The 6,593-nt window shown below is 65.4% G+C and carries 6 protein-coding genes; 4 read left to right on the top strand and 2 right to left on the bottom strand.

What is annotated here, in order from left to right; translation table 11 throughout:
- From DBR23_RS19345 to DBR23_RS19335, 3 genes are all read left to right on the top strand, one after another.
- Positions 1–527: phenylacetate--CoA ligase family protein (locus tag DBR23_RS19345; RefSeq protein WP_146191376.1), on the top strand; the 527-nt coding region annotated here is incomplete at its 5' end.
- A 347-nt stretch (positions 528–874) separates the two neighbouring features.
- Positions 875–1,861 (top strand): tripartite tricarboxylate transporter substrate-binding protein, encoded by a 987-nt coding sequence (locus DBR23_RS19340; protein ID WP_056059714.1) that lies wholly within the window; start codon positions 875–877, stop codon positions 1,859–1,861.
- A 246-nt stretch (positions 1,862–2,107) separates the two neighbouring features.
- Positions 2,108–3,181, top strand: coding sequence for a Bug family tripartite tricarboxylate transporter substrate binding protein (locus DBR23_RS19335; RefSeq protein ID WP_369882144.1), 1,074 nt, complete (start codon positions 2,108–2,110; stop codon positions 3,179–3,181).
- Positions 3,182–3,292: 111 nt separating this feature from the next.
- Here the strand turns inward: DBR23_RS19335 and DBR23_RS19330 are convergent, their stop codons facing one another.
- Together DBR23_RS19330 and DBR23_RS19325 are read right to left on the bottom strand one after the other, a co-directional pair.
- Complete coding sequence (locus DBR23_RS19330) at positions 3,293–3,607, bottom strand: DUF1840 domain-containing protein (RefSeq protein WP_056059719.1); 315 nt, start codon at positions 3,605–3,607, stop codon at positions 3,293–3,295.
- Positions 3,608–3,616: 9 nt separating this feature from the next.
- Positions 3,617–4,903, bottom strand: a complete 1,287-nt coding sequence (locus DBR23_RS19325; RefSeq protein ID WP_108499283.1) for a class I SAM-dependent methyltransferase — start codon at positions 4,901–4,903, stop codon at positions 3,617–3,619.
- A 113-nt stretch (positions 4,904–5,016) separates the two neighbouring features.
- Here DBR23_RS19325 and DBR23_RS19320 point away from each other — a divergent pair.
- A partial coding sequence (locus DBR23_RS19320; protein ID WP_233250578.1) for an FAD-dependent monooxygenase occupies positions 5,017–6,593 on the top strand: 1,577 nt, incomplete at its 3' end.

Raw genomic sequence — 6,593 nt, 5'->3', positions numbered from 1 at the left:
CGTATGAAACCTCGGCCCGCGAAGGCCTGGTGCTGGATGAAGGCGTGATCGTCGAGATCGTGCGTCCCGGCACGGGCGACCCCGTGCCCGAGGGTGAGGTGGGCGAGCTGGTCATCACCACGCTCAACCCTGACTACCCGCTGATCCGCTTTGGTACTGGCGACCTGTCGGCGGTGCTGCCGGGCCAGTGCCCCACCGGCCGCACCAACACCCGCATCAAGGGCTGGATGGGCCGGGCCGACCAGACCACCAAGGTGCGCGGAATGTTCGTGCACCCCGGCCAGATCGCCACCATCGCGCGGCGCTTTCCACAGGTGCAGCGCGCCCGGCTCGTGGTCAGCGGCGAGATGGCCAACGACCAGATGGTGCTGCAGGTGGAGACCACCGAAACCGCCGAGGGCCTGGCCCACCAGCTCAGCGACGCCATCCGCGAAGTGACCAAGCTGCGCGGCGAGGTGCAGATGGTGCCCCCGGGCACACTGCCCAACGATGGCAAGGTCATCGAAGACGCGCGCAGCTACAAGTAGCCCCTGAGAGCCCGCTGACGTTCTCGCAGGGGCCGCAGGAGCGCGGCGCGTGCCGGTGCTGGCAGCGCCGGCAACGCATGCTGGCGCCCAAAAGATGTGCATGCACATCAACGGCCAGGACATCGCGCCTGCCCTTGCGACAGCGCAAAACATGTCCACTTTGCGCGCCGGGGTACCGCAGTGTTTACCCTTACAAATGCTATCTTTTGAATAGCATTTAAGCCAATAAATATATGCACTACAGGCCTCTTTGGCTTAAAGACCATATGGCTTGTGTGCTACGTACTATCCGCAATGTTGCCGGAAATACCCCTCGCTATCATGGCCCGTCATTTACAGGAGCACCCATGAAAACAACGCTGAAACTCGCCCTCGTCGCTGCCGCTGCAGTGGCCGCCTTTGGCGCCCATGCGCAGGACTTCCCCGCCAAGGACAAGACAGTCACCCTGGTGGTGCCCTTTGCGGCGGGTGGCCCCACCGACCGTGTGGCGCGCGACCTGGCCGAGGCGCTGCGCAAGCCTTTGGGCGCGACCGTTGTGGTGGACAACACCGCCGGCGCAGGCAGCTCGATCGGTGCCGCCCGTGTAGCCCGCGCCACACCCGATGGCTACACGCTGCTGCTCAACCACATCGGCATGTCCACCATGCCTGCGCTGTACCGCAAGCTGTCGTTCAGCGTACCCAACGACTTTGAATACCTGGGCATGGTCAACGAAGTGCCCATGACGCTGATCGCTCGCCCCACCATGCCCGCCAACAACTTCAAGGAGTTGACGGCCTGGATCCAGCAGAACAAGGGCAAGATCAACCTGGGCAACGCGGGCTTGGGTGCGGCCTCGCACCTGTGCGGACTGATGTTCAAGTCTGCCCTGCAGACCGACATGACGGATGTGCCTTACAAGGGCACGGCCCCTGCCATCACCGACCTGATCGGCGGCCAGATCGACCTGCTGTGCGACCAGACCACCAACACCACCAGCCAGATCGAAGGCAAGAAGGTCAAGGCCTATGCAGTGACCACCGCCAAGCGCCTGACCACGCCCGCGCTCAAGGACCTGCCCACCCTGGCCGAATCCGGTCTGAAGGACTTCAACGTGAGCATCTGGCACGGCCTGTACGCCCCCAAGGGCACGCCAGCCGATGTGCAGAAGAAGATCAACGAAGCCCTCAAGGTCGCGCTGAAGGACCCTGAGTTCATCAAGAAGCAGGAAGCCCTGGGCGCTGTGGTCATCACCGACAAGCGCATCGATGGCCCGGAACACAAGAAGTTTGTGGCGGCTGAGATCGACAAGTGGGGCGCCGTCATCAAGGCCGCTGGCACCTACGCGGACTGATGCTCCCGCACCCGGCAGGGCTCTGAACGCAGCCCTGTCAGCCCCCAAAAAGCCGCCGCGTTGCGGCTTTTTTCATGGGTGTGTGGTGGGGTGTTACTCGCACCATGCGCAAGACATAGCGCCTGGCAAATCTCATGCGCCGACAGGATTGGGGTTATCCATCTGCCCCCACTGCGCCAACGCGCGTAGAACCAGGGCAGACCTTTCTCCTCTCCCCGACATCAAGGATCGATCTCCATGGCACGCATTCCCCTCCACGCACCCACTCGCCCATCCGGCGCGACAGTCGCCGTGCACCCACTTCGTGCGCGACGTCGCCAGGCGCTGACCCTGGGCGCCAGTGCGCTGGCACTGGCCTGCGCGGCGGCGCTGCTGCCCACCATGGCGCGCGCCCAGGGGGCATGGCCCACCAAGCCGGTGCGCATCGTCGTGCCCTTTGCGCCCGGTGGCACGACCGACATCCTGGCCCGCGCCATGGCGCCCGAGCTGTCCAAGGCCTTCGGCCAGCAGTTCATCGTGGACAACCGTGCCGGCGCCGGCGGCAATGTGGGCGCGGAGATCGTCGCCAAGTCGCCCGGCGACGGCTACACGCTGTTGATGGGCACCGTGGGCACCCACGGCATCAACCGTGCGCTGTACGCGAAGCTGCCGTACGACCCCATCAAGGACTTTGTGCCCATCACCATGGTGGCGGCTGTTCCCAATGTGATGGTGATGAATGCCGACAAGGCCAAGGCCCAGGGTATTCACAACGTGCAGGATTTCATCCGGGTGGCCAAGGCCAACCCCGGCAAGATGAACATGGCCTCCAGCGGCAACGGCACGTCGATCCATCTGGCTGGCGAGCTGTTCAAAAGCATGACCGGCACCTTCATGCTGCACCTGCCCTACCGTGGCTCGGGCCCGGCGCTCATGGACATGGTGGCGGGCAATGCGGACGTGATGTTCGACAACCTGCCCTCGTCCATGGCGCAGATCAAGGCCGGCAAGCTCACCGCGCTGGCCGTGACCAGCTCCGAGCGCTCGGGCGCACTGCCCGATGTGCCCACCGTGGAGCAAGCGGGCGGCCCCACACTCAAGGGCTACGAAGCCAGTTCCTGGTTCGGTCTGCTGGCCCCGGCGGGCACACCCACCGACATCGTCAACCGCATTCAGCAGGAAGTCGCCAAGTCACTGGCCACGCCCGCCATGAAGGAGCGGCTTCTGGCACAAGGCGCCATCCCCGGCGGCAACACCCCGGCCGAATTTGCCAAGCACATCGACAACGAGCACAAGAAGTGGGCGCAGGTGGTGAAGACGTCGGGGGCCAAGGTGGATTGATGGTTGGCGCCACCGCATCAGCCGTGGCGCGAGCATGGGCTGCGACGCCTGCGGACCGCACGCAGCCAGGCCCGACAAGGCTGGTGAGCGGCAGACGCACCTGCGATCAGGTCACACACCCCACACCACATCCACATCCGCCGCAGCACTGCGCTTGAGCATCTCGATGAACGGCGCAGCACGCTGGCGCAGGCGCACGGCCTCGTTGATTTCTTCAGCCGCGGCCTCATCGTTTTCCTGGGCTTCGGGCTGGGCTTCGTCGGCGATCACGGCCGCCTCCAGCGCGGCAATGGCACCGGGGATCTGGGCAGCGGTCACGATGCCGCTGGCGCCAGGGGTCTTGCCGATGATGGTCACGATCTGGCGCCCCTGGGGTTCGAGCATGATCAGGTCGGCGGTGGCGCGGGATTTGAACTTGTAGAGCATGGTCAAGGCCTATCGGAAGAGGTTGCCAGGGTCCGCATACATGTAGTCGCGGGTGAACGGATAGCTCGATTGTGCGCCGGCCAAAAGGCCTCTGGCCGTGTCGCCATCCGGCTTGATGGCCAGCATCTGATGCAGCGCCATCCAGCCACGTTCAAAACCCAGGGCACTGCCCGCAAGATACAGGCGGTACGCACGCAAGACCTTATCACCCGGCTGCGCCCCACCCTGTGCGGCCAGCACCTCGCGGGCCGCAGGCAATTGGGCTTCGAGCCCGTCGGACCACGCCCACAGCGTACGCGCATAGTGTGGGCGCAGGTTCTCGGTGTCCACCATCTCCAGGCCTGCGCGGGCCATGTCGTGCAGCACCGTGCTCACATGCAACAGCTCGCCGCCGGGGAAGATGTACTGCTCGATAAAGTCACCCATGCCCGCACCCAGCTGCGCGTTGTCTGCGCCCCCCGCTGTGATGCCGTGGTTCAGCACCTGCCCTCCGGGCCGCAGCAGGCGCGCCACCGTCTCAAAGTAGCGCTGCATCTGCGCGCGGCCCACATGCTCGAACATGCCCACCGAGGCGATCTTGTCGAAGGGCTGCGCCACCTGCAGCTCGCGGTAATCCACCAGTTGCATGCGCACGCGCCCCTGCAGCCCACGCTCTTCAATGCGCCGCTGTACATGGGCGTGCTGGTTGCGCGACAGCGTGATGCCTGTGGCATCCACGCCGTAGTGCTCGGCCGCCCACAGCAGCAGGCCACCCCAGCCCGCGCCAATGTCCAGAAACCGGTCCCCCGGTTGCAGCTGCAGCTTGCGGCAAATGTGGTCGAGCTTGGCCTCCTGCGCCTGGGCCAGCGTCAGGTCTGGGGACCGGTAGTACGCACACGAATACACGCGGCGCGGGTCCAGCCACAGCGCGTAGAAGTCGTCCGACAGGTCGTAATGGAACTGCACATGGCGCGCGTCATGCGCCAGCGTGTGCACCGCCATCGACCGCGCGCGTGCCAGCACCCGCTGCCACCAGCCGTGGTGCTGGTCGCGGGCCGGGTCGCGGGTCAACAGGCCCGCAGCGGCGGCCATCAGGTCGCGCATGCCGCCTTCCAGCGCCACGCGCCCCTCGACGATGGCAGCCCCCACATTGCCGATCTCGCCCGTGGCCAGCGCCACCAGCGCCATGCGGTCACGAAAGCGCAGCGTTACAGCAGGCTCGGGCGCGCCCAGTTGCTGGCCCGCAGGCAACTGGACGGCCATCGGCACCGGCAAGGCCGCGAGCCGCCCCTCCAAGGTGTGCAGCAAGTGCTTCATGCGGCGCATCTTGAGAAATTTGCTGCACTGCGTCAACACCCCGCGATGGCATCAGGGGTTTCGCCGGGAAGGCCCCATTGACAGCATTTTGTTTAAGCCTAAACTATTTTGGCATGAACATCCTTTGCATTGGCGGTGGGCCCGCCGGTCTCTACTTCGCCCTGCTCATGAAGCAGCAAAACCCCACGCACCGCGTCACGGTGGTCGAACGCAACCGGCCGTTCGACACCTTCGGATGGGGGGTGGTGCTGTCGGACCAGACGCTGGCCAACCTGCAGGCGGCCGACGCGCCCACGGCCGCGCTCATCGGCGATGCGTTCAACCACTGGGACGACATCGAGGTGTTTTTCAAGGGCCGCAGCGTGCGCTCCACGGGCCACGGCTTCTGTGGCATCGGCCGCAAGCGGCTGCTCAACATCCTGCAGGACCGGTGCCTGGCGGTGGGCGTGGAGTTGGGGTTCGAGACCGATGTGGCCGACGACCAGGCGCTGGCCGCACAGTACAACGCCGACCTGGTCATTGCCAGCGACGGCCTCAACAGCCGCATCCGCACCCGCTACGCAGCCACCTACCAGCCAGACATCGATCTGCGCCAGTGCCGCTTCGTATGGCTGGGCACCAAGAAAAAGTTCGACGCTTTTACGTTTGCTTTCGAGCAGACCGAGCATGGCTGGTTCCAGGCCCACGCCTACCAGTTTGACGCCGACACCTCCACCTTCATCGTCGAAACGCCCGAGGCCGTGTGGAAGGCCCACGGCCTGGACCAGATGGAGCAGCCCGAGGCCATTGCATTCTGCGAAAAGCTGTTTGCCCAATACCTGGACGGCAACGCGCTCATCAGCAACGCCACGCACCTGCGCGGCTCGGCCAACTGGATCCGTTTTCCGCGCGTGATCTGCAACACCTGGGTGCACCGCGAAGCCATCGACAGCAAGCAGGTGCCCATCGTGCTGATGGGCGACGCAGCGCACACGGCGCATTTCTCGATTGGCAGCGGCACCAAGCTCGCACTGGAAGACGCCATCGACCTCGCCAACGAGTTCGCCACCGGCCTGCCCATCGACGAAGTGCTGCAGCACTATGAAGCGCGCCGCAGCGTGGAGGTGCTGAAGATCCAGAACGCCGCGCGCAACAGCACCGAGTGGTTTGAAAACGTGGCGCGCTACGCCGGCATGCCCGTGGAGCAGTTCACGTACTCGCTGCTCACACGCAGCCAGCGCATCAGCCACGAGAACCTGCGGCTGCGCGATGCCGCGTGGCTGGAGGGCTACGAGGCCTGGCTCGCGGGTGGCAAGGCCGCGATTCCGCCGATGCTCACGCCCTTCACGCTCAAAGGCCTCACGCTCAAGAACCGCATCGTTGTCTCGCCCATGGCCACCTACAGCGCAGTCGAGGGCGTGCCGCAGGACTTTCACCTGGTGCACCTGGGCGCACGCGCCCTCGGCGGCGCGGCGCTGGTGATGGTGGAGATGACCAGCCCCACACCCGAGGGTCGCATCACCCCCGCCTGCCCCGGCCTGTGGAACGACGCACAACAAGCCGCCTTTGCGCGCGTCGTCAACTTTGTGCACGGCAGCAGCACGGCCAAGATCAGCCTGCAGCTCGGCCACAGCGGCCCCAAGGGCTCGACCCGCGTCGGCTGGGAAGGCACGGACGAGCCGCTGGACGCGGGCAACTGGCCCCTGCTGGC

The sequence above is a fragment of the Acidovorax sp. HMWF018 genome (assembly GCF_003061035.1).
Taxonomy (GTDB): Bacteria; Pseudomonadota; Gammaproteobacteria; order Burkholderiales; family Burkholderiaceae_C; genus Acidovorax; species Acidovorax delafieldii.
The sequence above is the reverse complement of the archived record's forward strand: the minus strand, read 5'-3'. Positions and strand labels throughout refer to the sequence as shown.

Bases quoted from the DNA above. Each gene is read 5' to 3' on its own strand.
- DBR23_RS19340 (WP_056059714.1), top strand. From the start codon at position 875: ATGAAAACAACGCTGAAACTCGCCCTCGTCGCTGCCGCTGCAGTGGCC.
- DBR23_RS19325 (WP_108499283.1), bottom strand. From the start codon at position 4,903: ATGAAGCACTTGCTGCACACCTTGGAGGGGCGGCTCGCGGCCTTGCCG.
- DBR23_RS19330 (WP_056059719.1), bottom strand. From the start codon at position 3,607: ATGCTCTACAAGTTCAAATCCCGCGCCACCGCCGACCTGATCATGCTC.